The sequence below is a fragment of the Streptomyces sp. NPDC002276 genome (assembly GCF_053891435.1).
This window is the reverse complement of sequence record NZ_JBSFCQ010000008.1, coordinates 403575-422301: the sequence shown is the minus strand read 5'-3', so window position 1 is coordinate 422301 and position 18727 is coordinate 403575. Positions and strand designations below refer to the sequence as shown.

The following is an 18727-nucleotide window of genomic DNA, read 5'->3' as shown; positions in this document are numbered from 1 at the left end:
CGCCGGCCGGGCCCCCCGAAATTGGGGCGCGCGCGGCGCGCGGCGGCCGCCGCGAACGACGCGACGGGATCGGGGTCGTGGCACAGCACCTGGGTCGCGCCCGCGTACACCGCCGCGTTGAGGTGCATCAGGTGGTAGAGCGGCAAGTGGTTGAGGCAGACGCTGCCCGCGTCGAGACCGAGCACCTCGGCCGCCTGCACGGCGTTGGTCACCAGATTGCGGTGCGTGAGCTGCACGCCCTTGGGCGGACCCGTGGTGCCGCTGGTGAACTGCACGCAGACGACCGCGTCAGGATCGACCACGGCCGGCTCGGGCAGTGCCTCCGTGGAGAGCGCCCGCGGCCCCAGGAGGTCGGCCAGCGGGCGCGTGCCTTCCGGCAGTGTTCCGGCCCGGTCCGCATCGACCACGTACACCTCCCGCAGCGTGGGAAGGCTCGCCCGTACCGTGCCGAGCCGCCGCGCGGTCTCCGCGGAGACCAGTGCGATCTCGATACCGGCGGTACGGAAGACGTGCTCCAGGACGGCCTCGCGGACCAGCGGGTTGACCATCACGATGCGGTTGCCGCTGCGGCTCGTGCCATAGAAACCCGCCGCGAACACCGCGTCCAGCACACCGGCCACCCCGACCGTCGTCCGGCGGCCGCCCGTCAGCCGGGTCAGGGCGCCGGCGATCCGGCCCGCGCGCGCGTCGAGTTCGGCGAAGCCGATGGCTCCGTGCTCGTCCCGGACAGCCACCCGCTCCGGGAAACGGTCGGCGGCCCGGCGCAGCAGCCCGTCCAACGCGACCACCGGAACGGGCGGAAGCTCAGACACCGGCACGCTCCTCGGCGTACGCCTTGGCCAGGCGCAGATTGCTGACGCTGTTGGCGCTCAGCACCCGGCGCAGGTACTTGCGCGCGTCGAGGACGGTCGTGCCCTCCCCGAGGATGTGCAGGGCCGAGGGCTTGATGGTCGCCGTGTGCCTGGCCTCCGCGACGACGCCCTCGGGCGTCCGCGTGAACCTCCAGTGCCCGGTGTGGCCGTCCAGCAGCGCGGGCAGTTCGGTCTGCTTGTACACGATGATGTGCGGCTCGACCGTGACCCGGACCGAGCGGGTGCGGTGCGCGGCGCCGTCCGGCGTCGAGGTGAGCATGTCGAAGAACTGGACGCCCGGTGCGGGCTCCTCCAGGTCCAGCTTGGCGATGTGGGGGATGCGCTCCTCCCACTTGTCCGCCTCCCACAGGTAGTCGTAGGCGTCCTTGATGTCGCCCGCGATGAACAGCGCGTCCGTGAAGGAGATGATCAGCCCGTCCAGTTCCTCGCGGTTCTCGGCCGCGTGGCCGAGAGTGCGCAGATAGTCACGGGCCCCGGTGCGCAGGCGGGCGGAGACGTCCTCCGCCCGGGCTTCCTCGCCCTCGGCCAGGGTGAAGTCGTGGCGCATCTCCACCAGCGTCTTGCCGTCCTGCTCCTGGAACGTCCACCCACCGCGGAGCGACGCGAACGGCGCCTCGGGGTTCTCGTGCACGAAGGAGATCCGGCGGCCGTCGGCGTCCCTGGTACGACGCACCGCCCAGACGCGCACCGCGTCCCGGCCGGCGACCGCCCAGTGCCGGACCAGTTGTCCGTCACCGAAGTCCTCGGTGACCTCCGCGTGGACGGCGGGCTCGTGCAGTTGGGTCCAGCCGACGACGTCCTCGACCAGAGAGCGGACCTCGTCGAGCGGAGCCGCGACGAGTGTCTCGTCCCGGACTGAGTGCTGCTGGATGTTCGGCATCGTGTCCTCCTGCGCCTTCGACGCGTCGCCCTGCGGGGTTCGCTGCCAACGCTCCGCCTCGCCGCTTGAGCCGCATTGGATTTCGGCTGGACGACGGAAGAACCGGGCCGCGCTGGACAGCGACTCGAACGGGTCTCGACCTCGGTGGCCGACGGTGGCCGGACGCGACGCCACGCGGCCCCTGGGCTCGGCGTCGCCGCCCGGACAGGCTCACGAAACGGAGACACCGTGACCGCGCAGACCGATACACAGCCTCACTCCGCCGTCGGGTTCGGCGCCCTGTACGCGGAGATCCAGCAGTTCTACGCCCGACACATGCACCTCCTGGACGGCGGCGACGCCGACGAGTGGGCGGCCGACTTCACCGAGGACGCCTCGTTCTCGGTGCCGACCCTGCCGGCGCCGGTGGTGGGTCGCGCGGCTCTGGCGGCCTCGGTGCGGCGCACCGGCGAGCAACTCGCTGCCGCCGGTGAGCAGCACCGGCACTGGCCCGGCGTCTTCGACGTCCGCCCGCAGGACGACGGCTCGGTGATCGTCCACTCGTACACGACCGTGTTCGCCTCGCCGCTGGGCGGTGAGTCCCGCGTCCACCGCGTCTGCACCTGCACCGACGTCCTGGTCCGCCGGGACGGCAGGCTGCTGGTCAGCACCCGCGAGGTCGCCCGCGACGACCTGCGCTGACCGCGCCCGCCCCGACCGGGGCTCCTGCGGCCTTCGAGCCCAGTTCGAGAGGGCTCACGGAGCCTCGTCGCCAGGACATACACGTGGCAGGAGAGCACCCATGACCATGAGGAAACCAAGCGGTGAGGCTCGATGAACCGTCGGGTCGTGATCACCGGTATCGGCGTCGTGGCTCCGGGGGCGGTGGGCGCCACGGCGTTCTGGGAGCTGATCACCTCGGGCCGTACGGCTACTCGGAGTATCAGTCTCTTCGACGCCTCCGCGTTCCGCTCCCGGATCGCCGCCGAGGCCGACTTCGATCCGGCGCGGCACGGCTTCGGCCCTGCCGAGGCCGAACGGCTGGACCGCGCGACGCAGTTCGCCATCGTCAGTGCCCGGGAGGCCGTCGCCGACGCCGGCCTCGACGGCGGGAACGACCCGCTGCGTACCGGCGTGTCGCTGGGCAGCGCGGTCGGCTGCACGACGGGGCTCGACACCCAGTACAACGTCGTCAGCGAGGGGGGCTCCGACTGGCACGTCGACCACACCCTCGCCGTCGAGCATCTCTTCGACTACTTCGTGCCCAGCTCCATGGCCGCCGAGGTCGCCTGGAGCACCGGTGCGCAGGGCCCCGTGGCGCTGATCTCCACCGGTTGCACCTCCGGCCTCGACTCCATCGGCCATGCCGTGGATCTCATCCGGGAAGGCAGCGCCGACGTGATGGTCGCCGGCGCGACCGAGGCACCCATCTCCCCCATCACCGTCGCCTGCTTCGACGCGATCAAGGCCACCTCGCCGCGCAACGACGATCCGGCCACCGCCTCCCGGCCGTTCGACCGCAGCCGCAACGGCTTCGTGCTCGGCGAGGGCAGCGCCGTGCTGATCCTGGAGAGCCTCGACCACGCCCGGCGCCGCGGTGCGCATGTCTACGCGGAGATCTCGGGGTTCGCCAGCCGCTGCAACGCCTACCACATGACGGGCCTGCGCCCCGACGGCACGGAGATGGCCGCGGCCATCCACACCGCACTCGACGAGGCACGCCTGGACTCCACGGCCGTCGACTACGTCAACGCACACGGGTCCGGCACCAAGCAGAACGACCGGCACGAGACCGCCGCCTTCAAACGCAGCCTGGGCAGCCACGCCTACCGGGTCCCGGTGAGCTCCATCAAATCCATGATCGGGCACTCGCTCGGGGCCATCGGCTCACTGGAGGTGGCCGCCAGCGCCCTGGCCATCGAACACGACACGGTGCCCCCGACGGCCAATCTGCACGATCCCGACCCGGCCTGTGACCTGGACTACACCCCGATCACGGCCCGCGAGCAGCGCATCGACACGGTGCTGAGCGTGGGCAGCGGGTTCGGCGGGTTCCAGAGCGCCATGGTCCTGACCGCTCCCCGGCTCAAGGAGGCGGCGTGAGCACGTCCGCCACCCCGGCGGGGCAAGCGGTGGTCACCGGCATCGGGGTCGCCGCTCCCAACGGCCTGTCCGTCAAGGCCTGGTGGGACGCCGTGCTGCGCGGTGACAGCGGCATCCGCCGGCTCGGCCGCTTCGACCCCGCTCGTTACCCGGCACGACTCGCCGGCGAGGTCCGCGACTTCGTGGACGCCGAACACATCCCCGGCCGGCTGCTGCCGCAGACCGACCGTATGACCCGGCTCTCCCTCGCCGTGGCCCAGGAGGCCATCGAGGACTCCGGTGTCGACCTCAAGCAACTGCCGGAATACGGGGCGGGCGTCATCACGGCGAGTTCGGCCGGCGGATTCGAGTTCGGTCAGCGCGAGTTGCAGGCCCTGTGGAGCAAGGGCGGACAGTACGTCAGCGCGTACCAGTCCTTCGCCTGGTTCTATGCCGTCAACACCGGTCAGATCTCCATCCGGCACAACCTGCGCGGGCCCAGTGGCGTGCTGGTCACCGAGCAGGCGGGGGGCCTCGACGCCGTCGCTCAGGCCCGCCGCCGGCTGCGCCGCGGCGGCAGTCTCATGGTCACCGGAGGCGTCGACTCGACGATCTGCCCCTGGGGGTGGACCGCGCATCTGGCGGGCGGCCGGCTCTCCGCGTGCGAGGATCCGGCCCGCGCCTATCTGCCGTTCTCGGCAGCGGCCAACGGCGAGGTGGTGGGAGAGGGCGGTGCCCTGCTCGTCCTGGAGAACGCCGCCGCGGCGCGGGCCCGAGGCGCCCACGTCTACGGAGCCTTCGCCGGATACGCGGCCACCTTCGACCCGGCCCCCGGATCCGGCGGCGGCTCCCGCCTCGGTCAGGCCGCCGAACTCGCCCTGCGTGACGCCGGACTGGCTCCGGACCAGGTGGACGTCGTGTTCGCCGACGCCGCGGGCGACCGGGACCTGGACCGTGCCGAGGCCCAGGCCCTGGCCGGACTGTTCCGCCCGTACGGCGTGCCGGTCACCGCGCCCAAGACCATGACCGGACGGCTCTCGGCCGGGGGCGCCTCGCTGGACCTGGCGGCCGCCCTGCTGGCGCTGCGCGACCAGGTGGTGCCGCCCACCGTGAACGTCACCGAACCCGCCGACGACTGCCCCGTCGACCTGGTCGTCGATCGCCCCCGGCGGCTGCCGCTGCGCACCGCACTCGTACTGGCCAGAGGACGAGGCGGATTCAACGCCGCCGCCGTCCTCCGTGCCGTCGACTGACGGCGGCCGGGACGACGACCGAGACACCGCTTGAGACACCGCTTGAGACACCGTCCGAGACATCGATCCCGAGGAAGAGAACCCCATGTCACAGCAGATGCAGTTGGAAGACCTCACCACGGTGCTGCGCGAGTGCGCGGGTGAGAGCGAGACCGCCGACCTCTCGGCCGCGGCCCTCGACGCCTCCTTCACCGACCTCGGCTACGACTCGGTCGCGGTCCTGGAAACCACCGCGCGCATCGAGCGCGAGCACGGCATCGCCCTCGACGACGAGGCCGTTTCCGAGGCGGCCACCCTGCGGGCGTACCTCGCGCTGGTCAACGAAGCCCTCACCGCCGACCGGGTCGCCTGAGCCGCCTCGATTCGTCCGGGAGGCGAACTGTGACCACTGACCACCGCACCGCACCGAGGCTGGCCGGCCGCACCGCACTGGTGACGGGAGCCACCCGGGGGGTGGGCCTCGCCATCGCCCGCAAACTGAGCGCGAGCGGCGCCGAGGTCCTCGTCAACTACGCCGAGGACGAGGCGAACGCCGCGAAGGCCCTCGACTCGCTGGCCGGCCTCCCCGGCCGGGTCGATACCGTCAGGGCCGACGTCACCGAAGGCATCGAGACGCTGTGCGACGAGGCACAGCGTCGCTTCGGTCATCTCGACATCTTCGTCCACAACACCTCCTACTTCCGGCCCGCACCGACCCTCACCACCGGCACCGCGCTCGTGGACCGCTCCCTGGCCGTCGCGCTGCACCCCCTGCTGACAGGGGCCGCACGCCTCGCCGGGCTGATGGCAGGCCGCCGCGGCAGGATCATCGCCGTCTCCAGCACCGGAGCACGCAGGGTGGTTCCCCAGTACGCCGGGGCGGGCGTGGCCAAGGCCGCCCTGGAGTCCCTCGTGCGCTATCTCGCGGTGGAACTGGCGGGACGCGGCATCGCCGTCAACGCGGTCGCCGCCTCCAAGATCGACAAGGGGGACGGGTCCGTACCGCCGGAGCTCGCGAAGGCGCTCACCGCCCGCACGCCCGGGGGGCGGCTCACCACCCCGCAGGACGTCGCCGACGTCGTCGCTCTGCTCTGCGCCGACGAGGCGGCCTGGCTGCAAGGCCAGGTCGTGACGGTCGACGGCGGCCTCAGTCTGGTGGCGGGCTGAGATGTCCACCCCGAAGAACGGAACCACCGAAGCGGTGGACGACCTGCGCACCGACGTCTGTGTGGTGGGCGGCGGGCCCGCGGGGCTCGCCCTCGCCCTGATGCTGCTGCGCTCGGGGGTGCGGGTCACGGTCCTGGAGAAGTCCACCCGGTCCGAGCGCGCGTTCCGGGGCGAGATCCTCCAGCCCGGAGGACAGCGCGTCCTCGACCAGCTCGGCGTGCTCGCCGCGGCGCGCGACGCGGGCGCGTGCGAACTCGACGGATTCCAGTTGGTGGACCGCAGCCGCGTACTGCTCGACATCGACTACCGACGGCTGCCGGCCCCCTACGACCATCTGCTGGCCGTACCCCAGCACCACCTGCTCGACGCCCTTCTCGGGCAGTCCCGCGAGCTGCCCGGCTTTCGCTACCTCGACGGCCACCGGGTCGGCGCTCTGTTGGAGTCGGACGGCCGGATCACCGGGGCCGTGGCGCACGGTCCCGGCGGCAGCCGTCGGGTGCTTGCCCGTGTCGTCGTCGGCGCGGACGGCCGGTTCTCCAAGGTCCGGGCGCTGGCGGGGATCGGCGCGGGCCGGGTGGAGGCGTTCGGGCACGATGTGCTGTGGTTCAAGGTGGACGCGCCCGACCGCCGTACCGGGTACGTACGCATCCACCGCACCGCGGGCAGTCCCGTTCTCGTCCATGACTCCTACCCCGGCAAGTTGCAGATCGGCTGGACCCTGCCGCACCGGAGCTGGCCCGAACTCGCCGCACGCGGCATCGGTGAGGTCAGGCGCGAACTGATCACGGCGCTGCCGCAATTCGCGGATCTCATCGACAGCGCCGTCGGCAGTCTGTCCGACCTGAACCTGCTCGACGTCTTCGCGGGCAAGGCCGACGAGTGGACGCGCGACGGGCTCGTGCTGATCGGCGACAGCGCCCATACGCACAGCCCGCTGGGCGCCCAGGGCATCAATCTCGCGCTCCAGGACGCCGCCGTGCTCCACCCCGTACTTGTCGAGGCCCTTTCGGCCGACGCCTTCGGGCGGGAGCGGTTCGCGCCCTTCGTGGACGCTCGGACGCCTGTGGTCGACGCCGTGATGAAGATGCAGGAGATGCAGGCGAAGGGCATGTTCGGCACCGGTGGTCCGGTGGCCGACCTGCTGCGTTCCGGGATCGCCCGGCTGATCCGCCACAGCCCCCTCGGCGCGCGGATCACTCGTCGGGTGGCCTACGGCCATCCCCCCGTGGACGTACGCACCGATCTGTTCACCACCGGCCCGACCGTCCGTGCGGACCGCACGGGAAGTGCGAAGGGATGACCCGCATGCGCATCATCGATCTGTCCTCGCCCGTGGACGCCACGGCCTGGGAGCCCGACCCCGTGGTCCACGAAGTCCTCACTCCGGCCGAGGGGGCCCGGCACATGAGCGAGGAGATGAAGAAGCACTTCGGAGTCGACTTCGATCCGTCGGTGCTGCCCGACGGCGAGCTGTTGTCGCTGGACACCTTCACCCTCACCAGCCACACCGGAACCCATGTGGACGCGCCGTCCCACTACGGCTCGAAGGCCGACTACGGCACTCCGAGGGACATCCACGAAATGCCGCTGAACTGGTTCCACGGCCCCGCGATCCGTTTCGACCTGCGTGACCAGCCGGTGGGAGCGGTGGGGGTCGAGGTCCTCGAACGGGAGATCGCCCGGATCGGCCGTGCCCCGCGGCCCTACGACATCGTCCTGCTCAACACCGGAGCCTGCGACCACATCGGCACCGAGAAGTACTTCACCGACTTCACCGGACTCGACGGCGAGGCCACCGACTTCCTGCTCGATCTCGGTGTGAAGGTCATAGGTACCGACGCCTTCAGCCTCGACGCGCCCTTCGGCCACATGATCCGCCGGTACCAGGAGACCGGCGACCGTTCCGTCCTGTGGCCCGCGCACTTCGCCGGCCGTCGGCGCGAGTACTGCCAGATCGAACGCCTGCACAACCTGGACGCTCTGCCCGGTGACTTCGGCTACACGGTTTCCTGCTTCCCGGTGAAGCTCGTCCGCTCGGGCGCCGGCTGGGCCCGGGCCGTGGCTCTGGTGGAGGACTGAACGCCTTTCCCGGACGTCTTTCCCGGACGCCTTCCCGGACCGACGACTTCGGGCCCGGTGAGGGCCCGGCCACTGGGTGGCCGGGCCCTCACCGGGCCCTTTCTCATGAAACCGTCAGCACACGCTCAGTCCGCCGTCGACCCGCAGCACCGCGCCGGTCAGATAACCGGCCTCGGGCCGGACCACCTGTGTCAGCCACCAGGCGATCTCCTCGGGCTGGGCGGCCCGGCCGAGCGGAACGCGGGAGAAGTCCTGCCGCTGCTCGGGCGGAAGACCCGACCGGGCCACGGCGAGAGCCGGTGTCCGGGTCGGCCCCGGAGCCACGGAGACGACCCTGATGCCTCGGGGAGCGAGTTCCACCGCCCAGGTCAGGGTGAGGAAGTCGAGACCCACCTTGGTGCTGCCGTACACCGAGTTGGCCGGCCATCCGCGAGTGGGCGGATTGGAACTGATGTTGACCACCGTGGCTCCGGGCGGCATGTGCGGCACAGCGCACTGGGTCAGGAAGAGCGGGCCCAGCAGATTCGTGGCGACCTGCCGCTCGGCCTGTTCGCGGTCGATCTCACCGAGCCGGGCGCGCCACGGGACGGCGGCGTTGTTGATCAGTACGTCGATACCGCCGAAGGCGTCGAGCGCCGCCTGGACGATCCGCTCGGGAGCGGCACGGTCGACGAGGTCGGCGACAAGTATCCTGATGCCCGGGTCGTCCCCGGCGGTCTCGGCCAGCCGCTCGGCCGTCCGGCCCACGACGAGCACCCGGGCGCCCTGGGCCGCGAATGCCCGGGCGGTGGCCCGGCCGATGCCGGAACCACCGCCGGTGACGACGACGCTGGGTGCGTGGTCGGTCGTCAATGCCATCGTCATCCTCCGGCCGGGACGACCGACGGCCTGGGGTTGGGCACGATGAAACGTCCGCCGCGCGCTATGAACGCCGCTTCCTTGGCGATGATCTCCTCACCGTAGTTCCAGGCCAGCAGGAGGAAGTAGTCGATGTTCTGGGACTTCGCGTAGGCGGGGCTGTGCACCGGAATGTGCGTGCCGGGCAGGACCAGGCCCTGCTTGAAGTCGGTCGTGTCGCAGCAGAACTCCAGATCATCCTTGGTGAGCCCGCAGACGTTCAGGAGTGTGTTGCCCTTGGCCGGGGCACCGTATCCGGCGATCCGTTTGCCTTCGGCCCGCAGTGAACGGATCAGTTCGGTGAGCTCGCCGGTGATCTGTTCGACATGGTCGGCGAACCGCTGGTAGGTGACGTCCTCCTGTAGTCCGGCCTGCTTCTCCAGGGCGACGAGTTCGTCGACGACCGGGCGCGTCGGCCGGGATCCGTCGTCGAGGCCCACCAGGACCAGAACGGACCCGCCGTGCACGGCGAGCCGTTCGACGTCCACCACGCGCAGGCCGTACCGCTGGAAGAGGGTGACGAGGGTGCCGATGCCGAAGTAGGACAGATGCTCGTGGTAGATCGTGTCGAACTCGTTGCGTTCGAGCATGTCCACCAGATACGGCACCTCGATCGCGAACAGGCTGTCCGGCCCCAGCAGGCTGCGGACGCCCTCGGCGACCGAGGCCACGTCGTCGATGTGCGCGAAGACATGCCGGCCGAGGATCAGCTGGGGCGTGCCGTAGGTCTTCTTGATGAGCGCGGCCGTGTCGACCGAGAAGAACTCCGGCAGCGTCTCGATGCCTCGCTCGTTGGCCACGGCCGCGATGTTGCGGGCCGGGTCGATGCCGAGGGTCCGCATCCCGGCGTCCTGGAAGGCCTTGAGCTGCGAGCCGGTGTTGCTGCCGATCTCCAGGACGAAGCTTCCCTCGGGGATGCCGAAGCGCTCGACGCAGACCGAGACGACATGCCCCATGTGCTTCTTGATCGTTTCCGAGTCGGAGGTGGTGTAGGGGTACGTCCGGTACAGCACCTCCGGGTCCACCACGTGCGTCAGGCTCATGAGGCGGCAGGAACGGCAGGAGACCACGGCCAGCGGGTAGCGGGGCTCGTCGTCGTAGGAGTCGGCGGGCGGGAGGAAGCTGTCCGCGAGGGGCACGGGGCCGAAGTCCACGACCTGCTGCCAGTCCTGCTCTCCGCACACCCGGCAGGCGGTCACTTCGCGCGCATTGCCAGAGATGTCCATGCGGTCGACCTTTCTGATCATGGTGAAGGGTGGCTTCTTGTACGAGGCTCTGTTCACAGGGCGAAGCGCCGGGCGGTGGCGGCGACCCGCTCCACCAGGTGCGCCTGCCGTTCGACGTCGTGAGCCGGTCCGGCGACGTCGCGTCGGCGGATGGCGGCGGCGAAGTTCCCGAAGAGCGTGGTGAACTGCTGGTCCGCGGCGAGCCGGTGCCGCTCGGTCCGCCCGGAACGCTCCAGCACGAGGACCGGGGCGAAGTCGTCCGGAGCGCTGTAGGCCCGCTCCAGAGTGATCCGTCCCGCCGTGCCCCACAGGGTGTAGCCGCAGCGGTACGAGTGGACGAAGCCGAAACCCACCTGGGCACTGATCCCGCTCGGCCCGGTCAGCAGCGCGGCTCCGGCGACGTCCACCTGATGCTCGGTGTCGACGCGCAACGTGGCACCCGTCACCTCCAGGTCGTCGCCCAGGAACATCCTGGCCGCCCGAAGCGGGTACACACCGGCGTCCAGCAGGGCCCCACCGCCCAGCTCCGGCCGGTAGCGGATATCCGTGGTCGGCAGCGGGGGAAAGGCGAACTCCGCCGACAAGGAACGCAGTTCCCCGATCGCGCCGTCCGCCAGCAGAGTCCGGACCGTTTCCTGCTGGGAGTGGTGGACGAACGCGAAGTTCTCCATCACCACCAGCCCCCGCCGGCGCGCCAGCCGGGTCAGTCGGTCGGCCTCCTCGGCCGTGACGGCCGCCGGTTTCTCCACCAGGACGTTCAGCCCTGCCTCAAGGGCACGGAACGCCCACGGTGCGTGCAGCGCGGCGGGCAGCGGTATGTACACCGCGTCGAGATCCCCCCTCAGGAGCAGTTCCTCGTACCCGGCGACCGGCTCGGCACCGAACCGGCGCGCGAAGTGTTTCGCCTTGCCCGGGTCCCGGCTGGCGACCGCGGTGAGGGTGAAGTCCCGCAGCCGGGCGAGCGAGGGCAGGGCGCGGCGCTGTGCGATGTCGGCGCACCCCAGCAGGCCCAGACGCAGCGGGGCGGGGTCCTCGGACACGGCGCTCACCAGACGGACTGGAGGCAGGCCACGAGGCTGCGGGCCTGAACGTTGAGGTAGTTGCTGTGCTGGAGCAGCGTCACCAGCTGCCCCACCGTCATCCATCGGTAGTCCTCCGGCACGGCGGGATCACCCTCGGCCTCGACCACCATGTAACGGCTCAGCGCCTGGTAGAAACGTCCTCCCTCCTCGGACTGGACGACGTCGTAGAGGATCTGTTCCGGGCGCGCGGCAAGCACCTCGTCCAGGAACTTCGGCCGCTGCTCGGGCGGCAGCTGGGCGTAGGTGTCGGGCACGCACTGGACGGTGGGCCCCAGTTCGATGACGTCGACGTATCCCGGTTCCGGGTGGGCGTGGGCCAGTACGTGCAGGACGCCGTTGATCCGCTTGGCGAGGAAGGCCACGACTCCGGTGCCGCGCGGGCTGATCAGTGGCTGGGTCCAGCCACCCACCTCACGGTTGCCGGCCTCGACCGACACGGCCATGACCGCGAAGTGCCGACCGCTCGTGTGACGGATCTCGTCCGCCTCTCGCACCCAGTGATCCACCGCCACCAGCGGCAAGGGCTCCACGGAGACCTCGCTGCTCGCCCTGATCCCGTTGTACCAGCGCAGGATTTCGGGCAGCGAGTGGGCCGCGGGAGCCTCCGCGGACAGCGAAGCGGCCAGTGCCGCCGCCCCGCCCCGCGGGCCGTTCGCGTCCGCCTCGGCGCCCCGGCCGGCGGTGTCGGAGAGCGGCAGACAGGCCAGGACCGTGCGGGTGTCCATGTTGACCAGGTCCCGGACGCCCAGCAGTCGGCGGACCTGCCCCAGTGTCAGCCAGCAGTAGTCCTCGTGCTCGGGGACATCGCCGACGGCCTCCACGACGAGGTTGCGGTTGCGCTTCCGGTAGAACCAGGTGCCGTGTTCGGACTGGAGCACGTCCACCAGCGGCCGTCCCTTGCCCGGATCCGTGAAGTACTCCAGGTACCGGACGGCGCTGCCCTTGTGCACTCCGGTGTAGTTGCTGCGCGTCGCCTGCACGGTCGGGGACAGTTGCAGTCCCTCGGCATTGCCCGGCTCGGCCTTCGCCTGCATCAGACAGTGCAGTACGCCGTCGATCTCCTTGACCAGGATGCCGAGGAAACCGACTTCCGGTTGGTTGATGATGGGCTGGGACCAGGAAAGCGGGGTCTCGCCCTCGTAGCTCGTCCGTACCCCTTGGACGGAGAAGAAGCGGCCACTGTCGTGCACCAGGTTGCCGGTCACGGGCTGGAATCCCCAGCTCTTCAGATCGGCGAAGGGTATGCGCTGTACATCCATCCGGATCGCCTGGCGGCGTTCGTCGAACCACCGGTTGAAATCCGCCATGGACAGCACGCCGCCGTCGACGGCGGCCGCCGAGGCGGCGATGCGTTGATGATCCCTCCCGTCGGGGGGCACGGCTGCGTGCTTCCTGCTCATGATCGCTTGTGTCATCGGTGTCTCTCCCGTCACAGGTATCGACAGCGCTCTGGCTCACCGTCGGCACTCGGTCTGGAGCACCGCTCAAGTCCTGGTCGGCGGCCGCGGGCGGGCACGAGGGCTCCGCCAGGGCTTGAGCCGCCTTCGATGCCAGGACCTCAGCGTGGTCCGCGTGGAGTTCCGAAACCTCGGCCGAAGCGGCCTTTCAGTGAGCGAGATCGTGTACGGCAACCTGCTGTACCCCCAGGACGACACACCCGACGAGGTGGTGCTCTCCGCGATCAGAGCCGCGCGGGACGTGGGCGTGACCACGTTCGACACCGCGGACGTGTACGGGATGTTCCGTTCCGAGACCCTGCTGGGCCGGGCGTTGGCCGGATCCCCCCGTGAAGAGCTGGTGCTGTGCACCAAGGTGGGGATGCCGACTGGGCACGGGCCCAACGGGCAGGGGCTGTCCAGGAAGCACTTGACGGAGTCGGTGGACGGCTCACTGCGCCGGCTGCGTGTCGACCACATCGACGTGTACACGGCCCACCGTTACGACCCGGCGACTCCGCTCGACGAGCTGATGTGGACGTTCTCGGACCTGGTGCGGGCGGGGAAGATCCTCTACGTCGGCATGTCGGAGTGGCCCGTGGAACGGATCACCGAGGCGGCCGGGATCGGTGCCCGTCTGGGGGTGCCCGTGATCGCGCACATGCCCCGCTACTCGATGCTGTGGCGGACGCCGGAGGAGAAGGTGATACCGGCCTGCCGTGAGCTGGGCATCGGTCAGATCTGCTACTTCACCCTGGAGCAGGGTGTGCTGACGGGGAAGTACGCGCCGGGTGCGCAGCCGCCGGCCGGCTCCCGGGCCACCGTCCCCAAGGGCGGCCGGGCACCTTTGATGCGGCGCTGGCTGGACGATGCCTCGGTCCTCGCCCGGGTCGCACGTCTCGGCCCGCTGGCCTCGGAGGCCGGCCTGACCACGACCCAGCTCGCTCTCGCCTGGGTGCTCCAGAACCCCGGCGTCAGCGGGGCCGTCATCGGCTCGTCCACCAAGGAACAGGTCGTGGACAACGCCAAGGCGGCGGGCGTCCGCCTGGAGGCGGACCTGATGGCCCGGATCGACGAGGTGCTGGGGGACTCCCCCGTCCACGACGAGGAGTGAACCACGCGCCGTCGAGCCCGCACGTCCCCCTTCCGACGCGACCGGAGAGGTACCTCACGGATGCGCATTCTGTTCACCACGTTCCCCTGGCACTCCCATCATTTCCCCATGGTCCCGCTCGAATCGGCGGCCCTGGCGGCCGGTCACGAAGTGCGGGTCGCCAGCTCGCCCAGGCTGATGCGGATGGTGTCCGAGTCCGGTCTGCCCGGTGTACCGGTCGGCCGGGACGTCGATCTCGCCTCCCTGTCCAAGGACCGCAACCGGGCCTCCTGGCACCGTCAGGAACGGTGGCCCGACGACTGGCCCGTCCACCCTGAGCTCCTCGACGACGCGCAGTTCGCCCTGATCGAGAACCTGGGGCGGATGCAGGCGCTGATGGCCTCGGCGATGCTCGACGACCTGCTCGATCTCGCCCGGTACTGGCGGCCCGACCTCGTGGTGCACGACGCCGTCACCCTCGCCGGGCCCGTCGTCGCCGCGGCGGTGGGCGTTCCCAACGTCAGCCATCTGTGGGGCACTCCGGGTCTGCAACGCATCGAGATGCGACGGCTGGGAGACGAACCCCTGCCGGAGTACGCCCAGTTGTACGAGCGGGCCGGGGCACCCGTGCGCACGGAGCCCACCGCCTGGATCGACCCCAGCGCGCCGGGCATCCGCTACCCGGGCGGGCCGACCTGCCGCCAGATGCGGTACGTCCCCTACAACGGACCGGGCCTGCTGCCGGACTGGCTGCTTCAGAAGCGCTCCGGCAGCCGGATCTGTGTCACCTGGGGGGCCACGGGCGCGGCGCTGCACGGCAGTGGCTCGGAAGTCGAGCGAGTGCGCCAATGCGTCGACGCGGCCGCCGAGTTGGCCGACGAGGTCGTGGTCGCGGTGACCGGGGAGACCGCACAGGCCCTGAGTTCCGTGCCGCTGCCCACCCGGGCACGGGTCGCGGTCGGGCTGCCGCTGCATCTGCTGGTGCCGTCGTGCGACCTCGTGGTCCACCACGGCGGCGCGGGCACCAGCATGACCGCGGCGGGCGCCGGCGTACCCCAGCTTCTGATCACCACCCGGCCCGAACCGTCGGTCAACGGCACCCGGCTGGCCGCGTCGGGCGCCGCCCGGCATCTGATGGCCGACGAGGTGTTCGCCGACCCGGACGCGACGGGCCCGCTGCACGCCGAGATGGATCGTCTGCTCTCGGACCCGGTCCACACGGCCGCCGCGCGCCGGCTCGCCGACGGCATGCGCGTTCAGCCCACACCGGCCGAAGTGGTCACGGATCTGGCGAACCTCGCCCGCTCCCGGTGAGGGCGCCGGCGACAGCAACGTCCCCGACAAGGAGGAGAAGGACATGCGTGTTCTGGTAGCCACATCCCCGTGGCCCACCCACTACTTCATCGTCCAGCCGCTGGCTTCGGCGTTCCGCGCCGCGGGCCACGAGGTCCTGGTCGTGGCCCAGCCCTCCATGGCCGACCTGGTGACCCGGTCCGGCCTGCCCATGGCCGCGGTCGGCACCGACGTCGACCTGGTCGCGATCCGCCGCAGCACCCTGGACCAGGAGTTGCAGGCCCGCGAGAAACCCGAGGACGCCGATCGGGCGGCCGACGGGGGCCAGGTCTTCGACACCTGGCAGCGGGCCGCCTTCGCCAACCTCGACCAGGTGCTGGATCTGGCCCGGAACTGGAAGCCCGACCTGGTGATCGCGGACACCATGTGCCCACCCGGGCTCGTCGCCGCGCAGGAACTCGGTGTACCGGGGATCCGCCACCTGTGGGGCTGGGACTTCTTCGGTTCCCAGGGAAGCGAGCAGATCCTGGCCTCGCTGCCGGGCTTCTACGACCCCTACCGCGCCCTCGGCCTGGATGTCCAGGGCGATCCCGCGCTCCGTACGGTGGATCCCTGCCCTCCCAGCCTGCAACCGCCCGCCTCACCCGCCCGGCTACAGGTGCAGTACGTGCCGTACAACGGCGCCGGCACCTCGCCCGGCCCCGAAGTGCGCCGGAAGGACAAGGGCACGCCGCGGGTCTGCGTCACGTGGGGCAGGTCGATATCCCGGATCATCGGGGAGCGCGCGTTCCTCGTGCCCCGTGTCATCCGGGCGCTCGGCGGGCTGGACATCGAGATCCTGGTCGCCGTCGACAGCGCCTCCCGCGACCAGCTCGGCGATCTGCCGGCCAACGTCCGCGTTCTTGAGTCGCCGCCTCTGCACCTGGTGCTGGACGAGTGCGATGCCATCGTCCACCAGGGAGGTTCGGGGACGGTGCTGAACGCCATCCGCGCCGGCCTGGGCCAGCTGGCCATCTCCCACATGGCCGACCAGGACAACATCTCCACCGCGCTCGCCGAGTCGGGCGCCGGCATCCATCTGCGCGGCGAGGAGGCCGACGAGCAGGCCATCCGGGCCGCGGTGACCCGGCTGCTGGAGGACCCGCGCATCCGTACGGCCGCGGATCGGCTGCGCGACGAGATGCTCTCCCAGCCGACCCCCGCCCACGTGGCCTCGGCTCTCACCGAACTGGCTACCGCCCACACCCACAACTGAGGAGGACAAAGCATGACAGAGACACATGTTTCAGCAGTCGACGAGTTCACCCTGATGAACATGGCGCAGGCGGTGCGCCGGGCCGGCGTGCTGTGCGCCGGACTCGACTTGAACGTCTTCGACACCTTGGCGAAGGGCCCGGCCGACCCCGAGACGGTTGCCGGAGAGCTGGACGTACCGCTGCGGGGAGTCCGCGTACTGCTGCGGGCTCTCGCCGCCATCCAGCTGCTACAGACGGACGGCGAGCGCTTCTGGCTGGCCCCGGGCGCCGACCGCGTCCTGGTCCGGTCGAGCCCGGGCTACTTCGGTGACCTGCTGCGGCTGGCGGTCAGCCGTTACGAGTGGGAGGCGATGGGCCGGCTCTCCGAGGCGGTCAGGCAGGGCGGCACCATACTGAACACCAACGCCGAGACCCCGGGGTACGGCTTCTGGGAGGACCTGGCCCGCAATCCGACCCCGCACACGCCCCCGGTCGCCGACCTGCTGGCCGAGACGCTGGCCGAGTGGGCGACGGACCGCGAAAGCCTGGACATTCTGGACGTGGCCTGCGGGCACGGCCTGTACGGCTACACGGTGGCACAGCGCTACCCACAGGCCCACGTCCGTTCCGTGGACTGGGCCAACGTCCTGGAGTACTCCCGGGGACACGCGGAGCGCCTCGGCGTTCTCGACCGGGTCGAGCTGACCCCCGGTGACATGTTCGAGGTGCCGTTGGGCGGCCAGTACGACCTCTCCCTGATCACCAATGTGCTGCACCACTTCTCCCCCGAGCGGGCCGGGCAGATGCTGAGCCGTCTGGCTCAGGTGACCCGGCCGGGCGGGCGGATCGGCATCGTCGCCATCACCGCCGACGGCCGTGACCCGGCCTCCGACCCGGTGCCCCACCTGTTCGCGGCACTGATGCTGAGCCTGACCCACGAGGGCGAATCGCACCCGCTGGAGACGTACCGGGAAATTCTGGCGGCCGCGGGCTTCGGGGAGCCGCAACTGCACCAGTTGCCGGGCGTACCCCTGCGTCTCCTGCTCGCCGAGCGACTCTGACGCGCCTCCCGTTTCCTCCGGCCGACCGAAAGGCTTCCGATGACGAACGTCACGCCGCAGGCACCCTCACTCGACGAGGCGCGGCAGATACTCCAGCTCAACGTCGCCTACACCCGGGCCCGGGTCCTGCACACGGCGTTGGAGCTGGGGCTCTTCGAGTTCCTCGCCGCCGGTCCCCGCACCGAGGCGGAGATCCGGGCACACGGCGGGCTGCACTCCCACCTGGTGAGCGACTGGCTCGACGCGCTGGTCAGCCTCAGGCTGCTGACCAGCGACGAAGGCGCATACGCCAACTCCCCGCACGCCGACCACTTTCTGGTTCCCGGACGCGCGCACTACATCGGTGGCGCCGTGCTCCAGCACGGCCGGGTGCACTACGAACTCTGGAACCGGTTCTCCGAGGCCCTGCACGACGGCAAGGCCACCTCGGGCCGGAACATCACCGCGGGCGCGGTGGTGGACGAGCAGCCGGATCTGGACCGGGCCCGGCGGTTCCTCGATCACATGGACACCTTCAACCAGTTCGTGGCCGCGGAACTGAGCCGTAGCCTCGACTGGAGCCGGTGGACGACGTTCGTCGACGTCGGAGGAGCTCGCGGCAACCTGGCGGCACGGCTCGTCACGGACCATCCCCATCTGAAGGGGACGGTCTTCGACGTTCCGGGGATCAAACCGCTCTTCGACGAGCACATGGCGGCGCACGGCACGGCGGACCGGGTCGGTTTCGCCGGCGGCGACTTCTTCAGTGATCCACTGCCCGCCGCGGACGTGATCCTGTTCGGGCACGTGCTGCACGACCACCCCGAGGACTCCCGCAGGACGCTGCTGGCCCAGGCCTTCAACGCCCTTCCGCCGGGCGGCACGCTGCTGGTCTACGACGCGATGCTCGACGCCGACTCGGAGGCGGGAGCGTATCTGCAGAGCCTGGTGTGCTCCGTCATCCTGGACGGCGGCTCCGAGTACCGGGTGCGGGACATCTCGGCCTGGGCGCAGCGGGCCGGCTTCGAAGTGGAACAGGTGATCTCGCTGGACACGATGACGCACGACCGGCTTCTGGTGGCCCGGAAGCCCGGCTGAACCACGTCGAAACGGCGGTCCCGCGAACACGTCGGG

Annotated in this window: 18 protein-coding genes; 12 read left to right on the top strand and 6 right to left on the bottom strand. The window is 70.6% G+C overall.

Annotated elements, in window-relative coordinates; genetic code table 11:
* The coding region (locus ACWIHT_RS23025; RefSeq protein WP_456170047.1) for an AMP-binding protein at nt 1-812 on the bottom strand (812 nt) is incomplete at its 3' end.
* Entirely contained in the window at nt 805-1752 is a 948-nt protein-coding gene (locus ACWIHT_RS23020; RefSeq protein WP_456170045.1) for an aromatase/cyclase, read from the bottom strand. The genes ACWIHT_RS23025 and ACWIHT_RS23020, both read right to left, overlap by 8 nt.
* 228 nt (nt 1753-1980) lie before the next feature.
* Between ACWIHT_RS23020 and ACWIHT_RS23015 the strand changes: the two genes are divergently transcribed.
* The 7 genes from ACWIHT_RS23015 to ACWIHT_RS22985 all read left to right on the top strand — a co-directional run bounded on the left by ACWIHT_RS23015 (nt 1981) and on the right by ACWIHT_RS22985 (nt 8291).
* Nucleotides 1981-2433 (top strand): nuclear transport factor 2 family protein, encoded by a 453-nt coding sequence (locus tag ACWIHT_RS23015; protein ID WP_456170044.1) that lies wholly within the window; start codon nt 1981-1983, stop codon nt 2431-2433.
* A 132-nt stretch (nt 2434-2565) separates the two neighbouring features.
* Complete coding sequence (locus ACWIHT_RS23010) at nt 2566-3834, top strand: beta-ketoacyl-[acyl-carrier-protein] synthase family protein (protein WP_456170042.1); 1269 nt, start codon at nt 2566-2568, stop codon at nt 3832-3834.
* Nucleotides 3831-5066, top strand: a complete 1236-nt coding sequence (locus tag ACWIHT_RS23005) for a ketosynthase chain-length factor (protein ID WP_456170041.1) — start codon at nt 3831-3833, stop codon at nt 5064-5066. The genes ACWIHT_RS23010 and ACWIHT_RS23005 overlap by 4 nt, the downstream gene beginning before the upstream one ends.
* Before the next feature lie 85 nt (nt 5067-5151).
* A complete protein-coding gene (locus ACWIHT_RS23000; protein ID WP_456170040.1) occupies nt 5152-5418 on the top strand; it encodes an acyl carrier protein in 267 nt (88 codons plus the stop codon).
* Nucleotides 5419-5447: 29 nt separating this feature from the next.
* Nucleotides 5448-6212: an SDR family oxidoreductase gene (locus tag ACWIHT_RS22995; RefSeq protein ID WP_456170039.1), complete on the top strand. Its 765-nt coding sequence runs from the start codon at nt 5448-5450 to the stop codon at nt 6210-6212.
* Between the two features lies 1 nt (nt 6213).
* Nucleotides 6214-7512, top strand: a complete 1299-nt coding sequence (locus tag ACWIHT_RS22990; RefSeq protein WP_456170038.1) for an FAD-dependent oxidoreductase — start codon at nt 6214-6216, stop codon at nt 7510-7512.
* Nucleotides 7513-7517: 5 nt separating this feature from the next.
* Entirely contained in the window at nt 7518-8291 is a 774-nt protein-coding gene (locus tag ACWIHT_RS22985; protein WP_456170037.1) for a cyclase family protein, read from the top strand.
* Nucleotides 8292-8405: 114 nt separating this feature from the next.
* Here the strand turns inward: ACWIHT_RS22985 and ACWIHT_RS22980 are convergent, their stop codons facing one another.
* The 4 genes from ACWIHT_RS22980 to ACWIHT_RS22965 are packed head-to-tail and all read right to left on the bottom strand — an operon-like array spanning nt 8406 to nt 12896.
* The gene (locus tag ACWIHT_RS22980) at nt 8406-9155 is read right to left on the bottom strand and encodes an SDR family NAD(P)-dependent oxidoreductase (protein ID WP_456170036.1); all 750 of its coding nucleotides are present in this window, start codon (nt 9153-9155) and stop codon (nt 8406-8408) included.
* On the bottom strand, nt 9152-10435 hold the full coding sequence (locus ACWIHT_RS22975; protein ID WP_456170035.1) for a class I SAM-dependent methyltransferase: 1284 nt from the start codon (nt 10433-10435) through the stop codon (nt 9152-9154). The genes ACWIHT_RS22980 and ACWIHT_RS22975 overlap by 4 nt, the downstream gene beginning before the upstream one ends.
* Nucleotides 10436-10467: 32 nt before the next feature.
* On the bottom strand, nt 10468-11463 hold the full coding sequence (locus ACWIHT_RS22970; protein ID WP_456170034.1) for a Gfo/Idh/MocA family protein: 996 nt from the start codon (nt 11461-11463) through the stop codon (nt 10468-10470).
* Entirely contained in the window at nt 11460-12896 is a 1437-nt protein-coding gene (locus ACWIHT_RS22965; protein ID WP_456170033.1) for an NDP-hexose 2,3-dehydratase family protein, read from the bottom strand. Before ACWIHT_RS22965 ends, ACWIHT_RS22970 begins: the two co-directional genes overlap by 4 nt.
* Nucleotides 12897-13104: 208 nt before the next feature.
* Here ACWIHT_RS22965 and ACWIHT_RS22960 point away from each other — a divergent pair, with 208 nt between their 5' ends.
* From ACWIHT_RS22960 to mtmMI, 5 genes are read left to right on the top strand one after another with little or no spacing between them, the layout of a single operon-like run.
* Nucleotides 13105-14046: an aldo/keto reductase gene (locus ACWIHT_RS22960; protein WP_456170032.1), complete on the top strand. Its 942-nt coding sequence runs from the start codon at nt 13105-13107 to the stop codon at nt 14044-14046.
* Between the two features lie 60 nt (nt 14047-14106).
* Nucleotides 14107-15339: a nucleotide disphospho-sugar-binding domain-containing protein gene (locus ACWIHT_RS22955; RefSeq protein WP_456170031.1), complete on the top strand. Its 1233-nt coding sequence runs from the start codon at nt 14107-14109 to the stop codon at nt 15337-15339.
* A 43-nt stretch (nt 15340-15382) separates the two neighbouring features.
* Entirely contained in the window at nt 15383-16573 is a 1191-nt protein-coding gene (locus ACWIHT_RS22950; RefSeq protein ID WP_456170030.1) for a nucleotide disphospho-sugar-binding domain-containing protein, read from the top strand.
* 12 nt (nt 16574-16585) lie between these two features.
* Nucleotides 16586-17614, top strand: a complete 1029-nt coding sequence (locus ACWIHT_RS22945) for a methyltransferase (protein WP_456170029.1) — start codon at nt 16586-16588, stop codon at nt 17612-17614.
* 39 nt (nt 17615-17653) lie between these two features.
* Entirely contained in the window at nt 17654-18691 is a 1038-nt protein-coding gene (mtmMI, locus tag ACWIHT_RS22940) for a demethylpremithracinone o-methyltransferase (RefSeq protein ID WP_456170028.1), read from the top strand.
* Nucleotides 18692-18727 lie beyond the last annotated feature (36 nt).

What these genes read in the sequence shown, in the direction of transcription:
- ACWIHT_RS22965 (WP_456170033.1), bottom strand. Translation starts at nt 12,896, where the DNA reads ATGAGCAGGAAGCACGCAGCCGTGCCCCCCGACGGGAGGGATCATCAA.
- ACWIHT_RS22950 (WP_456170030.1), top strand. Translation starts at nt 15,383, where the DNA reads ATGCGTGTTCTGGTAGCCACATCCCCGTGGCCCACCCACTACTTCATC.
- mtmMI (WP_456170028.1), top strand. Translation starts at nt 17,654, where the DNA reads ATGACGAACGTCACGCCGCAGGCACCCTCACTCGACGAGGCGCGGCAG.
- ACWIHT_RS22955 (WP_456170031.1), top strand. Translation starts at nt 14,107, where the DNA reads ATGCGCATTCTGTTCACCACGTTCCCCTGGCACTCCCATCATTTCCCC.
- ACWIHT_RS22985 (WP_456170037.1), top strand. Translation starts at nt 7,518, where the DNA reads ATGCGCATCATCGATCTGTCCTCGCCCGTGGACGCCACGGCCTGGGAG.
- ACWIHT_RS23020 (WP_456170045.1), bottom strand. Translation starts at nt 1,752, where the DNA reads ATGCCGAACATCCAGCAGCACTCAGTCCGGGACGAGACACTCGTCGCG.
- ACWIHT_RS22945 (WP_456170029.1), top strand. Translation starts at nt 16,586, where the DNA reads ATGACAGAGACACATGTTTCAGCAGTCGACGAGTTCACCCTGATGAAC.
- ACWIHT_RS22980 (WP_456170036.1), bottom strand. Translation starts at nt 9,155, where the DNA reads ATGACGATGGCATTGACGACCGACCACGCACCCAGCGTCGTCGTCACC.
- ACWIHT_RS23010 (WP_456170042.1), top strand. Translation starts at nt 2,566, where the DNA reads ATGAACCGTCGGGTCGTGATCACCGGTATCGGCGTCGTGGCTCCGGGG.
- ACWIHT_RS22990 (WP_456170038.1), top strand. Translation starts at nt 6,214, where the DNA reads ATGTCCACCCCGAAGAACGGAACCACCGAAGCGGTGGACGACCTGCGC.
- ACWIHT_RS22975 (WP_456170035.1), bottom strand. Translation starts at nt 10,435, where the DNA reads ATGATCAGAAAGGTCGACCGCATGGACATCTCTGGCAATGCGCGCGAA.
- ACWIHT_RS23000 (WP_456170040.1), top strand. Translation starts at nt 5,152, where the DNA reads ATGTCACAGCAGATGCAGTTGGAAGACCTCACCACGGTGCTGCGCGAG.